The 16,679-nt window shown below is 64.4% G+C and carries 15 protein-coding genes; 9 read left to right on the forward strand and 6 right to left on the reverse strand.

Annotated features, from left to right (window positions below; all coding sequences use genetic code 11):
* Positions 1 to 71: 71 nt before the first annotated feature.
* The gene (locus tag WJU17_RS04040) at positions 72 to 1,280 is read right to left on the reverse strand and encodes an N-acetylmuramoyl-L-alanine amidase (RefSeq protein ID WP_346326051.1); all 1,209 of its coding nucleotides are present in this window, start codon (positions 1,278 to 1,280) and stop codon (positions 72 to 74) included.
* Between the two features lie 452 nt (positions 1,281 to 1,732).
* On the opposite strand from WJU17_RS04040, the gene WJU17_RS04045 reads away from it, so the two are divergent.
* The 4 genes from WJU17_RS04045 to WJU17_RS04060 all read left to right on the forward strand — a co-directional run bounded on the left by WJU17_RS04045 (position 1,733) and on the right by WJU17_RS04060 (position 6,736).
* The gene (locus tag WJU17_RS04045; RefSeq protein ID WP_346326052.1) at positions 1,733 to 4,156 is read left to right on the forward strand and encodes a ribonuclease E/G; all 2,424 of its coding nucleotides are present in this window, start codon (positions 1,733 to 1,735) and stop codon (positions 4,154 to 4,156) included.
* Positions 4,157 to 4,231: 75 nt separating this feature from the next.
* Positions 4,232 to 5,662, forward strand: a complete 1,431-nt coding sequence (locus WJU17_RS04050) for a M48 family metalloprotease (RefSeq protein ID WP_346326053.1) — start codon at positions 4,232 to 4,234, stop codon at positions 5,660 to 5,662.
* A 2-nt stretch (positions 5,663 to 5,664) separates the two neighbouring features.
* Entirely contained in the window at positions 5,665 to 6,432 is a 768-nt protein-coding gene (locus WJU17_RS04055) for a DsbA family protein (protein ID WP_346326054.1), read from the forward strand.
* Position 6,433: 1 nt separating this feature from the next.
* Entirely contained in the window at positions 6,434 to 6,736 is a 303-nt protein-coding gene (locus WJU17_RS04060; protein ID WP_346326055.1) for a hypothetical protein, read from the forward strand.
* A gap of 6 nt (positions 6,737 to 6,742) precedes the next feature.
* Here WJU17_RS04060 and trxC read toward each other — a convergent pair whose 3' ends face one another.
* Both trxC and thiS read right to left on the reverse strand, forming a co-directional pair.
* Positions 6,743 to 7,195, reverse strand: a complete 453-nt coding sequence (gene trxC / locus WJU17_RS04065; protein ID WP_346326056.1) for a thioredoxin TrxC — start codon at positions 7,193 to 7,195, stop codon at positions 6,743 to 6,745.
* A 69-nt stretch (positions 7,196 to 7,264) separates the two neighbouring features.
* On the reverse strand, positions 7,265 to 8,245 hold the full coding sequence (thiS, locus tag WJU17_RS04070) for a sulfur carrier protein ThiS (RefSeq protein WP_346327390.1): 981 nt from the start codon (positions 8,243 to 8,245) through the stop codon (positions 7,265 to 7,267).
* Positions 8,246 to 8,326: 81 nt separating this feature from the next.
* On the opposite strand from thiS, the gene aroQ reads away from it, so the two are divergent.
* From aroQ to aat, 4 genes are read left to right on the forward strand one after another with little or no spacing between them, the layout of a single operon-like run.
* Positions 8,327 to 8,782, forward strand: a complete 456-nt coding sequence (gene aroQ / locus WJU17_RS04075; protein WP_346326057.1) for a type II 3-dehydroquinate dehydratase — start codon at positions 8,327 to 8,329, stop codon at positions 8,780 to 8,782.
* A gap of 17 nt (positions 8,783 to 8,799) precedes the next feature.
* Positions 8,800 to 9,243: an acetyl-CoA carboxylase biotin carboxyl carrier protein gene (accB, locus tag WJU17_RS04080; protein WP_346326058.1), complete on the forward strand. Its 444-nt coding sequence runs from the start codon at positions 8,800 to 8,802 to the stop codon at positions 9,241 to 9,243.
* 4 nt (positions 9,244 to 9,247) lie between these two features.
* Positions 9,248 to 10,591, forward strand: a complete 1,344-nt coding sequence (gene accC / locus WJU17_RS04085) for an acetyl-CoA carboxylase biotin carboxylase subunit (RefSeq protein ID WP_346326059.1) — start codon at positions 9,248 to 9,250, stop codon at positions 10,589 to 10,591.
* A 30-nt stretch (positions 10,592 to 10,621) separates the two neighbouring features.
* On the forward strand, positions 10,622 to 11,272 hold the full coding sequence (gene aat, locus WJU17_RS04090) for a leucyl/phenylalanyl-tRNA--protein transferase (protein ID WP_346326060.1): 651 nt from the start codon (positions 10,622 to 10,624) through the stop codon (positions 11,270 to 11,272).
* Here aat and WJU17_RS04095 read toward each other — a convergent pair.
* From WJU17_RS04095 to WJU17_RS04105, 3 genes are read right to left on the reverse strand one after another with little or no spacing between them, the layout of a single operon-like run.
* Complete coding sequence (locus WJU17_RS04095; protein WP_346326061.1) at positions 11,224 to 11,667, reverse strand: DUF2155 domain-containing protein; 444 nt, start codon at positions 11,665 to 11,667, stop codon at positions 11,224 to 11,226. The two genes, aat and WJU17_RS04095, sit on opposite strands and share 49 nt — an antisense overlap.
* Positions 11,664 to 12,170 carry an outer membrane lipid asymmetry maintenance protein MlaD gene (mlaD, locus tag WJU17_RS04100; protein WP_346326062.1) on the reverse strand — a complete coding sequence of 169 codons (507 nt, stop codon included), beginning with the start codon at positions 12,168 to 12,170 and terminating at the stop codon, positions 11,664 to 11,666. The genes WJU17_RS04095 and mlaD overlap by 4 nt, the downstream gene beginning before the upstream one ends.
* Positions 12,171 to 12,200: 30 nt before the next feature.
* Positions 12,201 to 12,581, reverse strand: coding sequence for an NADH:ubiquinone oxidoreductase subunit NDUFA12 (locus WJU17_RS04105; protein ID WP_346326063.1), 381 nt, complete (start codon positions 12,579 to 12,581; stop codon positions 12,201 to 12,203).
* A 437-nt stretch (positions 12,582 to 13,018) separates the two neighbouring features.
* Here WJU17_RS04105 and WJU17_RS04110 point away from each other — a divergent pair, with 437 nt between their 5' ends.
* Entirely contained in the window at positions 13,019 to 16,666 is a 3,648-nt protein-coding gene (locus WJU17_RS04110) for a vitamin B12-dependent ribonucleotide reductase (protein WP_346326064.1), read from the forward strand.
* Positions 16,667 to 16,679 lie beyond the last annotated feature (13 nt).

Raw genomic sequence — 16,679 nt, forward strand, 5'->3', positions numbered from 1 at the left:
CCCCTGGCCGGTTTCAGTTGCCGCCACGCCTGTCGAGGGAGCCGCAGGGTTCCCCGCAAAATATTGCACGCTCACGGCGAGGACAAGCGCGCATCATGGCGATCGAAATATGCGTCGACCGCATCGGCGACGGCCGAGGCGATCTGCTCGATACCCCGGCTTGATTTCAGGAATTTCGTATCCTGTGCATTCGACAGATATCCCATTTCCACCAACACCGAGGGCACGTCCGGCGCCTTGAGGACACGGAAGCCGGCGAACCGGTGGGAGTTGGTGCGCATGGCAATGGCCCTTTCCATACGGGGAATGAGAATGCTGGCGAACTCCACCGAATAGTTCATCGTCTCGCGCTGCATCAGGTCGATGAGGATCTCGGCGACCTCAGGTGTGCCTGCGCCGAGATCGACGCCGGCGATGATGTCGGCCTTGTTTTCCTTGCTGGCGAGCGCCGCCGCTTCCTTGTCCGACGCCGTTTCGGACAATGTATAGATGGTACCGCCATTGATCGACCTGTTCGCGATGGCGTCGGCATGCAGCGAGATGAACAGGTCCGATTTCTCGCGCCGTCCGATCTCGACGCGTTCACCCAGCGGAATGAAGATATCGCGGTGGCGCGTCAGCTTGACGTTGTAGCGCCCCCGCTTTTCCAGCTGCTTCTTCAGTTCCTTGGCGGCGGCCAGGGTCACTTCCTTCTCATAGGTCCCGTCAGCACTGATCGTCCCCGGATCGACGCCGCCATGTCCGGCGTCGATGGTGACCGTGCGCCTGCCATCAACGCGCTTTTGCGGCGCGGGTTCGATTTCCGCGAGCGGTTTCGAGCGCTCGGGGACCGGAGCTTGGACCGAGGCCATGAAGCGGTCACGCCCGACCGGCTCCAGATCCAGCACGAACCGGTAACCGGCGCCTGCCTGCGGGGGCAGCACGAAAGCCTGCTTGATGGCGGCCGGGTTTCTCAGATCGAGCACCAGGCGGGCATTTCCCTGCTGGAACAAGCCAAAACGGTAGCGTGCGATCAAACCGCGCGTTTCATCCGCCTCCGTCTTCGCCATCTTCCAGTCCATGTCCGGCAGATCCACCACCACGCGGTAGGGATCGGCGAGCGTGAAGACGCTGAACTTCACGTCGCTGGACAGATCGAGGACGAAGCGGGTCGATTCCGGGGTGCTGCCGATACGCAGGCCCGTCACCGACGGCTTCGCCGCCGCGCCCGCGCAAACCGCGAAGCACGCCAGGAAAACGATGAAAGCCCGCCGGAAAATGTCGTATCGCCAGTTCGTCACACGCACCGTTGACCTGTTATTGGATACCCCGTGCCGGCAAAAGTAATCACGATGATGCGGCTTGGCCAGCATGAGATGGTACTATTGGCGGCACCCGCCGGTTTTCATTGCAATTCAGGGGGTTGTCACGCTAATGTTCACCCGCTTTTGTCTTTCGCGGCAACCGAAGCGGGTTTCCGGACGCAGCGATGGCAGTCGGCCACGGGTAAGGCGCCGCGTTTACAGCGGCGACGATACGCCGGTCGAGCGCCACACCGCGGGATAAAGACAGATCGTAAGGATAAAAATGAACCCGCGGCCCTTTTCTGACCTCGATTTAGCACTGAATCCAGGCGTGGCGCTCCTTGCAGGAGCGTCTTATCGGGCCGTATTCCCCCTCAACATACCGCGGCAGGACGCGCCCTCAAGACGCGCCGCCGATCGGTTTGGAGCCCCCTTTTATGTCTACACGCATGCTTCTAGATTCGGCCCACCCGGAAGAAACCCGGGTTGCGGTCGTCCGCAGCAACCGCATTGAGGAATTCGACTTCGAAGCCGCCAGCAAGGCTTCGCTGAGAGGAAACATCTACCTGGCCCGGGTGACACGGGTCGAACCGTCGCTCCAGGCGGCCTTCGTTGAATATGGCGGCAATCGCCATGGCTTCCTGGCCTTCACCGAAATCCATCCGGACTATTACCAGATCCCCGTAGAGGACCGCCGCGCGCTCCTCGCCGAGCAGGCCGCCCATGACGCGAGCCGCCGCGACGAGTTCAGCGACGACCCCGGTGATCGGCATCGTGACCGCGAGGAAGGCGACGAAGTCGAGCATGTCGGCGCCGACGACAGCTATGACGACGCCTCGGAGGTCCGCCGGTCGCCCCTGCAGCGCCGCTACAAGATCCAGGAAGTCATCAAGCGCCGGCAGATCCTGCTGGTCCAGGTGGTGAAGGAAGAGCGCGGCACCAAGGGCGCGGCGCTCACCACCTATCTCTCCCTGGCCGGACGCTACTGCGTCCTGATGCCGAATACGGCCCGCGGCGGTGGCATCAGCCGCAAGATCCCCACCTCGACAGATCGCAAGCGCCTGAAGTCGATCCTCGGCGAGTTGGACGTGCCGGAAGGCATGGGCACCATCATCCGGACCGCCGGCGCCAGCCGCACCAAGGCGGAGATCAAGCGCGACTACTCCTATCTGCTGCGCCTGTGGGGCAACATCCGCGACCTGACCCTCAAATCCATCGCCCCGGCGCTGATCTATGAGGAAGGCAGCCTGATCAAGCGCGCGATCCGCGACATGTATGTCGGCGAGATCGACGAAGTGCTGGTCGAAGGCGCCGAAGGCTACAAGGTCGCCAAGGAGTTCATGAAACTCCTCATGCCGAGCCACGCCAAGAAGGTGAAGCAGTACAAGGACCCGATCCCCCTCTTCCACCGCTTCCAGGTGGAGAGCCAGCTCGAGACCATGTACAGCGCCAACGTGCCGCTGAAATCGGGCGGCTACCTGGTCATCAACCCGACAGAGGCGCTCGTCTCCATCGACGTCAATTCGGGCAAGTCCACCCGCGAGCGCAATATCGAGCGCACCGCCTTCCGCACCAATCTGGAAGCCGCCGAGGAAGTGGCGCGACAGCTGCGCCTGCGCGATCTGGCCGGTCTGGTCGTGATCGACTTCATCGACATGGAGGAAAGCCGCAACAACCGCGCCGTCGAGCGCAAGCTGAAGGAATCGCTGAAGACCGACCGCGCCCGCCTGCAGGTCGGCCGGATCAGCGCGTTCGGCCTGCTCGAGATGTCGCGCCAGCGCCTGCGGCCCGGCCTGCTGGAGGCGAGCACGGTCATGTGCCCGGTCTGTAGCGGCGCGGGCGTCGTACGCTCGGTCGAATCCAGCGCGCTGCAGATCATGCGCGTCATCGAGGAAGAGGGCATCAAGGGCCGCGCCCAGATGATCCACCTTACCCTGCCGATGGAAATCGCCCTCTACATCCTCAATCACAAGCGCCGCGACCTTGGCGCCATCGAGGAACGTTTCCACATCACCGTGCAGATTTCCGGTGATGCCACCATGCACCGGCCGCACTATCTGCTGCGCCGCGAGGGTGTTCACGAGGTGGAAAACGAGCCCCGGGTCATCACCCAGGACAATTTCGTCGTCGCCGAGGACGAGGACGACAATACGCCCGATCCGATCGAGGAAGAGGCCGAAGTCGAAACCGAGGCTGAAGGCGTCCAGGACGAACAGGACGAGGACACCGGCCGCGACGAGGCGCGTCGCGAGCCGCGCGAAGGCCGTGGCCGTCGCCGTGGTCGTGGCAAGGATCGTCAGCGGGGCGACACGCCGCGTCCGGTCCAGACCATCGACCCGTCGGCGGATCAGCCGGACGTGCCCGAGTTCGAGGCGCCGGCGGAAGCCGCTGTCGCACAGCCTGAAACCGAGGCCGCCGCCGACGCGGGCGAGAACAGCGAAGAGCAGCGCAGCAAGCGTCGCCGGGGTCGCCGCGGTGGCCGCCGGCGGCGGAAGCAGCGCGGTGACGAGACGACCGCGTTGAACGCCGAGACCGGCGAGGGCGACGAAAATGATCAGGGTGACTGGGCGGATGGCGATGATGACGCGACCGCGCAGGCCGACGAAGCCGTCGTGACCACGGCCGACACCGCGCCCGCCGAGCCCGCGTGGGAAGATGCCACGCCGGCCTGGCAAGAACCCGCCGCCGCCGAACAGGTCGAGGCGCCCGTCCCCGCCCACAGCCCGACGCCGGAGCCGGAGCCGGTAATGGCCAGTCTGGCCGCGGCCGCCGAACCTGCCAACGACCAGCCCGAGGCGGCGCCCGCCGTCGCCGAAGAACCGGTCAAGCGGCCGAGACGTGCCGGCTGGTGGAATCGGGCGGGCGGTAACTGACCGATTCCTCGCCGGTCACGTTGACCGTTGGGGAAGCGGCACCTACTTTTGTCTCAACTCTACGGTGAGGCAAGTTTGCGCCATTTCCTGCAATCCACATTGTGCGCCCTGCTGATCGTGATCATCGCCGCGTCCCCCGCAAGGGCGCAGCAGATCTCGATCATCAGGGACTCCGAGATCGAACGGGACATCAAGCTCTATGCCACGCCGATCTGGCGCGCCGCCGGTCTCGATCCCGAGGCCGTGCGCGTCCACTTGGTCAATGACGATTCCGTCAATGCGTTCGTCGCCGCCGGCCAGCGTATCTTCGTCTTCACCGGCATGCTCAAGGTCGCGGACGATCCGCTGCAGGTGATCGGCGTCCTCGCCCATGAAACCGGCCACATCACCGGTGGCCATCTGGCGCGGTTCCAGGACGGCCTGAAGGGCGCCTCGACCATCTCCATCCTTAGCCTGGTGCTCGGCGCCGCCGCGATGGCGGCGGGCGCGCCGGCGGCCGGCGCGGCAATTCTGGGCAGCGGCGGCGACTTCGCGACCCGGTCGTTCCTCACCTACAGCCGCACCCAGGAATCCGCCGCGGATCAGGCTGGTCTGCAGTTTCTCACCGCATCGGGTCAATCCGCGTCGGGCCTCATCAGCTTCTTCGAATATCTGGGCGACCAGGAAGCGCTGATGACGAACAACAAGGATCCCTATGTCCGGTCGCACCCCCTCACTCAGGACCGTATCTCGCGTCTGCGTCAGGACGCCGAAAAAAGTCCTTACTGGGACAAACCCGCGTCGCCCGAGGACGTCGAACGGCTGAAGCGGATCAAGGCCAAGCTGATCGGCTTTCTCGACCATCCGACGCGCGTCTTCCAGATCTACCCGATGGACGACACGAGCCGATACGCGCGCTATGCCCGCGCCGTCGCCTACCACCGTCAGGCGCTCACCCAGCAGTCGCTGGCCGAACTCGACTCGCTGTTGGCGGAATCGCCGCACGATCCCTACTTCCTCGAGCTCAAGGGACAGATTCTGTTCGAGAGCGGCAAGACCGAGGAAGCGATCGAGCCCTATCGCGAGGCCGTCAAGGCCGCCCCTTACGAACCGCTGATCCGGGTCGCCCTGGCGCAGGCCCTGCTGGCCAAGGAAGATGCAGGGCGCGCCGACGAAGCCATCGCCAATCTCGTGGCCGCCAATAACATGGAAGAGGACAACGGCTTCGCCTGGCACCAGCTGGCCCTCGCCTACAATCTCAAGGACGATCAGGCCATGGCGGCGCTAGCGGCGGCCGAGCGTTTCACCATCGCCGGGCGCGCCCCGGAAGCGGCCAAGCAGGCCAAGATCGCGGTCGACAAGCTGAAGGCGCAGTCTCCCGAATGGTTCCGCGCGCAGGATCTGTATATGGTGGCGCGCAATGCGGTCGAGGATACCTACCGCCGCCGCGGCAAGGAACCGCCGACCGATACTGACGATGACGACACGAGCGATGGGGACAGCCCCAGCGACAAGGCCGGAGGATGATCATGAAGTCCCATCACGCGCTGCGGGGCATCGCCGCCGCGGCGATCGCGCTCTGGACGCTGCAAACCGCCGCGCCCGCCCTCGCGCTGTCCGAACGGGACAAGACGCAGGTCGAGCAGATCGTGCGCGACTATCTGCGCAACAATCCCCAAGTGCTCGAGGAAATGATCACCGCCCTCAACGCCCAGCGCGTGCAGCAGGCGGCCGCCGACGCCGAGAAGGCCATTGCCGAGAACAAGGACATCATCTTCGCGGATAACGGCCTCGTGGCGGGCAATCCCCAGGGCGATGTCACGCTTGTGGAGTTCTTCGACTACCGGTGCGGCTATTGCCGGCTGGCCCAGCCGAACATCGTGAAGCTGCTGGAGGAAGATCCCAACATCCGGATTGTCTTCAAGGAATATCCGGTGTTGGGGCCTGAATCCATCACGGCCTCGCGCGCGGCAGTCGCCTCCGCGAAGCAGGGCAAATATGTCGAGTTCCACATGGCGCTGATGGGACTGGAAGAGCCGCTGAACGACGACGTCGTATACCGCGTCGCCGGCGAGGTCGGTCTCGACGTGGCGCGGCTGAAGGAAGACATGAAGTCCGAGGACATCGACGCCATGCTGGCCGAGAATCAGAAGCTCGCCGAGACCCTCGGCATCGGCGGCACGCCGAACTTCATTATCGGCAGTCACCTCTTGCAGGGTTTGGTGACCTACGAGACACTCACCGAAACGGTCGAGAAAGAACGCAAAGCCAACACAGTAAAGCCGGTGGAAGGGTGATATGAAGCGCGCTGTCCTGACGATCGCACTCTGTCTGACGATGCCTGTCGCGGCGCTGGCCGTCGACGATGTCGAGCTCCGCAACGCGCCGTCCGGCGACGTGGAGCCGGCGGACGAAACCGGTGGCGCGCCGCTGAATACCAGCGACGGGATGACCGGTGACGATTACCAGGAACCGGATTTGGGCTCGGGCGTGGGCAACAAGCTCAGTGACGCCCAGTGCGTGGCCTATGCGCGCTATCTGCAACAGACCCAGACAACCGTCGAGGTTCAGCAGAATCTCAAGGCGCGGGGCTGCATTTAACGGACGTCAAAGGACGTCCCGAACCCACTGGGCGATCGCCGGCGCCGGCATGACGCCCGAGGTGCGGGCAATTTCCCTCCCCTTTCGGATTAGGATCATCGTCGGAATACTGCGGATGCCGTAGCGCGCGGCAATGCTCTGTTCGGCTTCGGTATCCAGTTTGCCCAGCCTGATCATGGGCTCCAGAGTCCGCGCCGCCGCCTCGAACTGCGGCGCCATCTGCCGGCACGGGCCGCACCATGCCGCCCAGAAATCCACGAGCAACGGCAGATCGCTTCTGGCCGAATGCTTGTCGAAATTCACCGACGTCAGCACGACGGGATGCGCTTGAAACAGCGGCTGCCCGCAGGTGCCGCATTTCGGGCCCTGCAGCAGGCGCACGCTCGGGACACGGTTGAGCGCCGCGCAGGAGGGACAGGCCACGATGGTCGCCTGATTGTCACCGGAGGGTTCGGCCATGGACACCTCTGCCAGCAGGACGCCCATGCGCCCGGATGAGGAACGCGCGCCGGATCGTCCCGGCAGCCGCTAGATCAACCCCGCCAGCGGCGAAGACGGATCGGCGTACATCTTCTTGGGCATGCGGCCGGCCAGATAGGCCAGGCGTCCGGCCTCGATCGCCAGCTTCATCGCCCGCGCCATCCGGATCGGGTCCTTGGCCTCGGCGATGGCGGTATTCATCAGCACGCCTTCGCAGCCCAGTTCCATGGCCACCGCCGCGTCCGACGCCGTCCCGACGCCCGCATCCACCAGCACCGGCACCTTGGCGTTCTCGATGATGATGCGCAGGGTCACCGGATTCTGCACGCCCAGGCCGGAGCCGATCGGCGCGGCCAGCGGCATGATGGCGCAACAGCCCATTTTCTCCAGTTCCATGGCCATGATCGGATCGTCCGAGCAGTAGACCATCACATCGAAGCCGTCCTTGATCAGCATCTCGCTGGCGCGCAGCGTCTCGATCATGTTCGGATAAAGCGTCTTCTGGTCGCCTAGGACCTCGAGCTTGACCAGCGACCAGCCACCAGCTTCCCGCGCCAGCCGCAGCGTCCGCACCGCGTCCTCGGCCGTGTAGCAGCCGGCCGTGTTGGGCAGGTAGGTGTAGGTCTTCGGGTCGACGTAATCCATCAGCATGGGCTGCTTGGGATCGGAGACGTTCACCCGCCGCACGGCGACCGTGACGATCTCGGCGCCGGACGCGGCGATGGCGTCGCGCGTCTCGTCGAAATCCTTGTACTTGCCCGTGCCGACGATCAGCCGAGAGGTGAATCGGCGGCCAGCAACCTCGAACCCGTCATCCTCGGGCTCATCCTTGCCACCGCCGATGAAATGGACGATCTCGAGCCTGTCGCCGTCACCCACCATCACATCCGCATAGGCCGAGCGCGGCACGATCTCGAGATTGCGCTCAAGCGCGACCTTTCTCGGATCGATGCCCAGATCTCCAAGGAGGGCGGCGAGGCTCTGCGGCGCGTTCAGCTGCCGGGTCTCGCCATTGATGCTGACGTGAATCACGTGCTCCTTCCGTGCGCTTTTGACTTGGTCGTTCGAGGGATTTACAAGGTCCTCCTCTAATATAGACGGGATTTGGCCATGGCAAGCGCAGCAGCCCCGACGGTTCTCGTGCTGAACGGTCCCAACCTCAACATGCTGGGGACCCGGGAACCGGAAATCTACGGCTCGCAGACGCTGGCCGACATCGAGGCCATGGCGCGGCAACGCGCCACGGACCTCGGTTTGATCATGGACTTCCGGCAGTCGAATTCGGAGGGCGAACTGGTGACATGGATTCAGGAAGCCCGGCACGGCGCCGACGCGATCATCATCAATGCCGGCGCCTATTCCCACACTTCGGTGGCGATTCTCGATGCCCTTCAGGCATTCCAGGGGCCCATCGTCGAGGTACACCTCTCCAATATCTACAAACGCGAGACATTCCGCCACCACTCCTACGTCAGCGGCATCGCCCTTGGCGTCATCTGCGGTCTCGGCGCCAAAGGGTATCTCTTGGCGCTGGACGCGGTTGCGGATAAAGTCGCGCGTTCCTGAGAACAAGGCACGAGTTGATGGGCAAACTTACGGTCGACAAGGAACTCATCCGCGAGCTCGCGGCGCTGCTCGACGAAACCGGGCTGACGGAAATCGAGGTCGAGGACAATGACGTCCGCATCCGCATCGCGCGGGGCGGCACCATCGTTCATGCATCGGCGCCCGCTGCCGGGGCAGCCCCTGCGCCGGCCGCCGCCAGCGCGCCTGTGAATGATGTCCAGGGCCATCCGGGTCTGGTCACCTCGCCTATGGTCGGCACCATCTACACGGCCGCCGAACCGGGTTCGCCGCCCTTCGTCAAGGTTGGCGACAAGGTCACCGCGGGCCAGACGGTGCTGATCGTCGAGGCGATGAAGACCATGAACCCGGTGACGGCCCCGAAATCCGGCACCGTCTCGCGCATCCTGATCAGCAACGAGCAGCCGGTGGAATACGGCGAGCCGCTGCTGATCATCGAATAGCGCCATGTTCGAGAAAGTCCTGATCGCCAATCGTGGCGAGATCGCCTTGCGCATTCACCGTGCCTGCAGGGAGATGGGCATTCGCACGGTCGCGGTCCACTCGCAGGCGGATGAAAACGCCATGCATGTCCGTCTCGCCGACGAATCGATCTGCATCGGTCCAGCATCGGCCACCTTGAGCTATCTCAACATTCCGGCCATCGTCTCGGCGGCCGAGATCAGCGGCGCCGACGCGATCCATCCGGGTTACGGCTTTCTCTCGGAGAACGCCAATTTCGCCGAAATCGTCGGCGACCATGGCATCACGTTCATCGGCCCCAAGCCCGAACATATCCGCGTCATGGGCGACAAGATCGAGGCCAAGCGCACCGCACGCAGCCTGGGTATTCCCTGCGTCCCGGGTTCGGACGGCGAGTTGGCGACCCTTGCGGACGCCCAGAAGACCGCCCGGGAGATCGGCTATCCGGTCCTGATCAAGGCCGCGTCGGGCGGCGGTGGCCGCGGCATGAAAGTAGCGCGCTCGGATGCCGAGATCGAGGCGGCCTATTCCACCGCCCGTTCCGAGGCCAAGGCGGCGTTCGGCGACGATGCCGTCTACATGGAAAAGTACCTGGACAAGCCGCGGCACATCGAGGTGCAGGTCATGGCGGACAGCCACGGCAACGTCCTGCATCTGGGCGAACGCGACTGCTCGCTGCAGCGCCGGCATCAGAAGGTGCTGGAGGAAGCCCCCTCGCCCGCCCTCAACGCGCGTGACCGTGCCCGTATCGGGGACATCGTCAACAAGGCGATCAAGAAACTCGGCTATCTGGGCGTCGGGACCGTCGAATTCCTGTACGAGGATGGCGAGTTCTATTTCATCGAGATGAACACCCGTCTGCAGGTTGAGCATCCGGTCACCGAGATGATCACCGGCATCGACATCGTCCGTGAACAGATTCGCATCGCCGCCGGCCTGCCGGTTGAGTTCAAGCAGGAGGACATCGTTTTCTCGGGTCATGCGATCGAGTGCCGGATCAACGCGGAGGATCCCGTCACCTTTTCGCCGACACCGGGAAAGATCACCGAGTACCATCCGCCCGGCGGACTGGATGTTCGGGTCGATTCGGCGCTGTATGCGGGCTATTCGGTACCGCCCAATTACGACAGTCTGATCGCCAAGCTGGTGGTTCATGGCAAAACCCGCAACGCCTGCCTGATGCGGCTGCGCCGGGCGCTGGAAGAGTTCGTGGTCGGCGGCGTGTCGACGACGATCCCGCTGCACGCCAAGCTGATTCAGAACCCTGACTTTATCGACGGCGTGTATCATATACACTGGCTTGAAGAGTTTCTGGCCAAGCGGGATTAGGCTCGCGGGGCCTCTCCCGCCGCGGAACCCATGAAACAGCTCACCGCAGAGATCGTCCTGTCTGCCTACGCGTCAGGCGTTTTTCCCATGGCGGAAAGCGCCGATACGCCGAACCTCTTCTGGGTCGATCCCGAGCGGCGCGGAATCTTGCCCCTCCAGGGCTTCCACGTGCCGCGCCGCCTGGCTCGCACGGTGCGGTCCGAGAAATTCGCCGTGCGCGTCGACACCGCCTTCCGCGAGGTGCTGACCGGGTGCGCGGAGTGCACCGAAGAACGCCCCTCCACCTGGATCAATGGCGAAATCCTCAGCCTGTTCGTCGATCTGTTCGAGCGCGGCGCGGCCCACTCCGTCGAATGCTGGCGGGAAGAGCGTCTGGTGGGCGGTCTCTACGGCGTATCGCTCGGCGGCGCGTTCTTCGGCGAAAGCATGTTTTCGCGCGAGCGGGATGCCAGCAAGGTCGCCCTGGTCCATCTGGTCGCCCGCTTGCGCGTCGGCGGCTACACCTTGCTGGATACCCAGTTCGTCACCAGCCATCTTTCGGGATTCGGCGCGATCGAGGTGCCGCGGACCATGTACCACCGGATGCTGGGCCAGGCCCTCTCGGTGCGCGGCGATTTCTACGCGCTGGGCGCTCAGCCGCGCGGCGACCTCGTCTTGCAGTCGATCACCCAGACGTCATAGACCGGGTGCTCCAGCGCTGACAGAGCGGGGCTGGAGGCGAACATCCATCCGCTGAACAGATTGTCCTTCTGGCCATCCGCCTTCACGTCGGCGATCTCGAGAAAGGCCGTGACCTCGGGGGTCTCCTCCGGCGGCCGCTTGGAACAGGTGCGGGCGAGGATTTCCAGCGAGCCGTAACGCATCGGCGTGTTGAGCGGTGCCTCGATATCGGTCACCCGCGCGCTGATCTTATCGACGCCGCGCAGGACCGCGACCAGGTCCTTCGGCGATGCGGCCTCGCGGCGGGCGATGATGGCCAGATCCTCGACCGGATCTTCGGCGACGGCGGTGGTGGCGACCGCGGCTCCCATGGTCAGGAGCACGGCGCCGAGCCAGCGCGACCCGCGCCGCTTCATGGCGCGGCTTCCGGGGTGGGCGCGGTGGGCGCGGTCTCGGGTGTGGCCGTCTGGCCGCCGCTGTCGGTGGAGCCGTAGACGAAACGGCCCAGCAGCCCCATCAGGTCGACGGCGCCCTGGGTGTAGGAAATGGTACCGCCATTCGCCAGCATCTCCTCGGATCCGCCCGGCTCGAGCATGACATAGGAGCCGCCGAGCAAGCCGGCGGACGCGATCTTGGCGCTGGTGTCTTCCGGCAGCTTCACATCCGACTGGATACCCATTTGGACGACCGCCTCGTAGGTCGCCGGGTCCAGGGTCTGCGAGACCACGGTGCCGATCTTGATGCCGCTGAGCTTGACGTCCGCGCCGCTGCTCAGGTCGCCGACCTTGTCGAAGCGAGCCGATACCTGATAGCCGCCAACCGGCCCCATCTCCGTCCTGGAATAGGCGAAGTAAAGGAACCAGGCGGCGACGAGGAGGACCACGGCGCCGATAAGAGTTTCAACCAGAGTGCCGCGCATGGATATGGAGTCGCCTCGATTGGGGCGCGCCTATTCCGGCCGCCATGCTTCGTAATCGCCGACCACTGCCGGCCGTTCGCCGCGCGAATTCAGACTGCCGGGCGGATAATACGCACCGCTCGTGCCCGTCAGGTTCGGGATATGGTCCTTCTCCCAGGCCTTCACGACGGGCGGCTGCTTGGTCGGCGGCTGGTCGGCCGTATGGTGAAGCCAGCGGTGCCATTCCGGCGGCACGCGCGAGGCCTCGATGGCGCCATTGTAGATCACCCAGCGCCGGCGGCCGGCTTTGTCCTGATAGTACTTGTTGCCTTGGCCATCCTGCCCCACGGCCTGCCCACGCAGGGCCGTGTCGAGCCAGGTGCCCACGGTCTGACCGTTCCACCAGGTGAATATGGAGCTGAGAACACCCATTGCCGTACCATCCTGTTGCGCGCCGGGCGGAATATGGCACCCGCACGCGTAGACGTCCAGTGTCGATACTCGCCCGCCATACCCCGCATTTTCGCCGCAACCGGACCTCCGCTCCCAAATCCGCACATGGGTCATCGCTTCAGAACCGCATCAACGCTGCGTCCTACGTGTTTGATCCATATCGGATTAGCGGATCGGGCCACGCGGCTTTTGACAACCGTGCCGCCCTGCGGGTTGAAGACCAGCGGCTAAACGTTTGCACTACGCAACATTTGGTGTTTGCAAACAGTTTTTTTCCCACATCTGGGAAAAAGCTCCTTGCCTGCACCTGCATCCTCCCCCACCATTTGGGTCCTTTCCGGGCGAGAACACCACATCTAGTGTGCCGCGTTCGCCCGGTTTCCAAGCCGAACGACCGATACCCAAGGGGGAATGTCATGCGAATCGAACGACGCTATACCACGGAAGGCCAGTCTCCCTACGCCGGGATCCCTTTCCGCACGGCCGTCAGCGAAATTCGCAATCCCAATGGGTCGGTGGTGTTCCGCCTCGACAATGTCGAGGTGCCGGAATCCTGGAGCCAGGTCGCGACCGACGTCGTGGCGCAAAAGTACTTCCGCAAGAAGGGTATCCCCCTCGCCCTCCACCCTGTCGCCGAAGACGGTGTTCCCGAGTGGCTTCGACGCAGCATCCCCGGCGACGACGCCGGCGATCCGCGCACCTATACGGGCGAGACCAGCACCAAGCAGGTGTTCGATCGTCTGGCCGGCGCGTGGACCTATTGGGGCTGGAAGGGCGGCTATTTCGACGGGGAGAGCGATGCCAGCGCATTCTATGACGAACTGCGCTATATGCTCGCGCGCCAGATGTGCGCCCCCAACTCGCCGCAATGGTTCAACACGGGCCTGCATTGGGCCTATGGCATCGACGGCCCGGCCCAGGGTCACTTCTACGTGGACCCCGCCACGGGCGAAGCCGTTCGGTCCGAGAGCGCCTATGAGCGGCCGCAGCCGCACGCCTGCTTCATCCAGGGCATCAGCGACGATCTCGTCAACGAAGGCGGAATCATGGATCTCTGGGTGCGCGAGGCGCGCCTGTTCAAGTATGGCTCGGGCACCGGCACCAATTTCTCCCGTATCCGCGGCGAAGGCGAGAACCTGTCGGGCGGCGGAACCTCGTCGGGCCTTATGAGCTTTCTGAAGATCGGCGACCGTGCCGCCGGCGCCATCAAGTCGGGCGGCACGACGCGCCGCGCCGCCAAGATGGTCGTGGTGGATGTGGATCATCCGGACGTTGAGAAGTTCATCAACTGGAAGGTTGTCGAGGAGCAGAAGGTCGCGGCGCTGGTCGCCGGCTCGCGCCTGTCGGAGAAGCACCTGAACCAGATCATCGCGGCCTGCGCGGCGCATGACGACCTGACCAATGACGACCGCTTCGATCCCAAGCAGAACTCCCAGCTGAAGAAGGCGATCATCGAAGCCCGCAAGGCCATGATCCCGGAAAACTACGTGCAGCGGGTGATAGAGTTCGCGCGTCAGGGTTACACCAACATCGACTTCCGTACCTACGACACCGACTGGGATTCCGAGGCGTACAACACCGTCTCCGGCCAGAACTCGAACAATTCGGTGCGCGTCACCGACGAGTTCATGCGCGCCGCCGCCGCCGACCGCGACTGGCAGCTGATCCGCCGTACCGACGGCAAGGTGGCCGAGACCGTATCGGCCAAGGCGCTCTGGGAATCCATCGGCAACGCGGCCTGGGCTTGCGCCGATCCGGGCCTGCAGTTCCACACCACCATCAATGACTGGCACACCTGCAAGGCGTCCGGCGACATCCATGCGAGCAATCCGTGCTCCGAGTACATGTTCCTCGACGACACGGCCTGCAACCTCGCCTCGCTCAACCTGATGACCTTCCTCAAGGCCAGCGGCGAGTTCGACGTGGACAGCTTCGAGCACGCCACCCGGCTTTGGACCGTGGTGCTGGAAATCTCGGTGTTGATGGCGCAATTCCCGTCGCGCGAGATCGCCGAGCTCAGCTACCGCTACCGCACGCTCGGCCTGGGCTACGCCAATATCGGCGGCCTGCTGATGGCCTCGGGCCTGCCCTATGACAGCACGGAAGGCCGTGCGCTGTGCGGCGCCATCACCGCGCTGATGACCGGCACAGCCTATGCCACCTCGGCCGAAATGGCCGGCGAGCTCGGCGCTTTCCCCGGCTATGCGCCGAACCGCGAGCACATGCTGCGCGTCATCCGCAACCATCGCCGGGCCGCGCGCGGCGAGGCCCAGGGTTATGAAGGCCTGAACACCCCGCCGGTCCCGCTCGACATCGCCCACTGCCCCGAGCCGGCGCTGACGGAAGCGGCGTCGGATGCGTGGGATCGCGCCCTCTCCCTCGGCGAAAAGCATGGCTACCGCAACGCCCAGGCGACCGTGATCGCGCCGACCGGCACCATCGGCCTCGCCATGGATTGCGACACCACCGGCATCGAGCCCGACTTCGCCCTGGTGAAGTTCAAGAAGCTGGCCGGCGGCGGCTACTTCAAGATCATCAACCAGATGGTCCCCAGCGCGCTCCGCAAGCTGGGCTATGAGGAGTTCGAGATCGTCGAGATCGTCGACTACGCGGTTGGCCACGGCACCCTCAAGGGCGCGCCCGGTGTCAATCATGAGAGCCTGGCGGCGAAGGGCTTCGGCGAGGAGCAGCTGCGCGTCGTCGAGGACGCGCTCGGCAGCGCCTTCGACATCAAATTCGTGTTCAACAAATGGTCGCTCGGCGAAGCCTTCTGCACCGGCACGCTCGGCCTCAGCGCCGCGCAGATGGAGGATTACAGCTTCGACCTGCTCGCCGCCCTCGGCTTCACCAAGGCCGAGATCGAGGCCGCCAACCTGTATTGTTGCGGCGCCATGACTCTTGAAGGCGCCCCGCGCCTGAAGGAAGAGCACCTGCCCGTGTTCGACTGCGCCAATCCTTGCGGCCGTATCGGCAAGCGCTTCCTGTCCGTCGACAGCCACATCCGTATGATGGCCGCCGCGCAGCCCTTTATCTCGGGTGCGATCTCCAAGACCATCAACATGGCCAACAACGCCACCGTGTCGGATTGCCTCAGCGCCTACGAGCTGTCCTGGCGCTTGGCGCTCAAGGCCAACGCGCTCTATCGCGACGGCTCCAAGCTCAGCCAGCCGCTCAGCTCGTCGCTGATCGATGACGAGGACCTGGAAGAGGAAGTCGCCGTCGCCGCGGCGCCCGCGCAGGTCGAGCGGATCGTCGAGCGCATCATCGAGAAGATCGCCCCCGCCGCGCGCGGCCGTCTGCCCCACCGCCGCAAGGGCTACACCCAAAAGGCCGTGGTCGGCGGGCACAAGGTCTACCTGCGGACCGGAGAATATGATGATGGCCGGTTGGGCGAAATCTTCATCGACATGCACAAGGAAGGCGCCGCCTTCCGCTCGCTGATGAATAATTTCGCCATCGCCATCTCCATCGGCCTCCAGTATGGCGTGCCGCTGGAGGAATATGTCGACGCCTTCACCTTCACCCGCTTCGAGCCCTCGGGCCTGGTCGAAGGCAACGACAGCATCAAGATGGCGACCTCGCTGCTCGACTACGTGTTCCGCGAACTGGCCGTCTCCTACCTCAGCCGCTACGACCTCGCCCATGTGGAACCGGCGGAAACCCGATTCGACGCTCTCGGCAAGGGCCAGGGCGAAGGCGAGGAACCGGCGGAAGCCAAGTCGGCGGCCCAGCAGACCATCGCCGCCCTGCGCGAAGTCGCTTCGACCGGCTACATCCGCAACAAGCTGACCGTGGTCGATGGCGGCATCTCGGCCAAAAAGGAAACCTTCGCCCGCCAGACCGTCATCGAGCGCACCAGCAGCTTCGCCGTCGGCCAGACCGGCGACGCCGTGCTGCTCACCCGCGGCGAAACGGTCGCGGCGACCACCGTCGAAATGGCCAAGGAAGCCCGCATGAAGGGCTATGAAGGCGACGCCTGCGGCGAATGCGGCAACTTCACCCTGGTGCGCAACGGCACCTGCCTCAAGTGCAACACCTGCGGAGGAACGAGCGGCTGTTCGTGATCGAAGGTTTCTG

Source organism: Iodidimonas sp. SYSU 1G8 (assembly GCF_039655775.1).
Taxonomy (GTDB): domain Bacteria; phylum Pseudomonadota; class Alphaproteobacteria; order SMXS01; family SMXS01; genus RI-34.